A 543-nucleotide genomic window follows, 5' to 3' on the forward strand; every position below is an offset into this window, starting at 1 on the left:
TACAAAAAGTGTAATCTGTTGGGGTGCTGGTTTAGTTCCGATAGTCCACTCGCTCAGGGGATGGGTGCATTGGTTCACCCGGATAAACCTGTTGATATTGTGTTGCAAGAGCTTCAGGACTTACACGAAAAAATGGTCCATAGTGGTTTAGTCAGGTACGACAACTGGCAATTTTCCATAGTCTCGATACTCACCCGGGCCTATAAATCCCTGGGCGTTCATTCACCTCAGTTTATAGCTATTGCCCGGGTCGCAATTCAACAAAAGTGGCTTGAACCAGAACATTGTCCCCGTACCGATGCCAGAATACTTCATGACCTGCTGAAAAAGATGGACGCTGTCAATGAACTCAAATCATCGGTACAACGCCTCTTGAAAAACTGGTATGTCCATTTTTGGGGTAAGAAAAGAGACATGGACGACTACATCAGGAGAGTCTTGGACGCAGCTCCACCTTTAGTCCTGCCAAAGTACAGTGGGCACTCACCTACACTGGAGGCCAACCTGAAGATGGATAATCTGACACCCTCCTGGACAGAGGAG

At 47.3% G+C, this 543-nt stretch carries 1 protein-coding gene; it reads left to right on the forward strand.

The annotated features are described in order from the left end of the window. Positions 1-60 precede the first annotated feature (60 nt). Positions 61-543: hypothetical protein (locus E1189_RS01085; protein WP_155158270.1), on the forward strand; the 483-nt coding region annotated here is incomplete at its 3' end.

The sequence above is a fragment of the Parendozoicomonas verongulae genome, assembly GCF_009711465.1.
Classification (GTDB): Bacteria; Pseudomonadota; Gammaproteobacteria; order Pseudomonadales; family Endozoicomonadaceae; genus Sansalvadorimonas; species Sansalvadorimonas verongulae.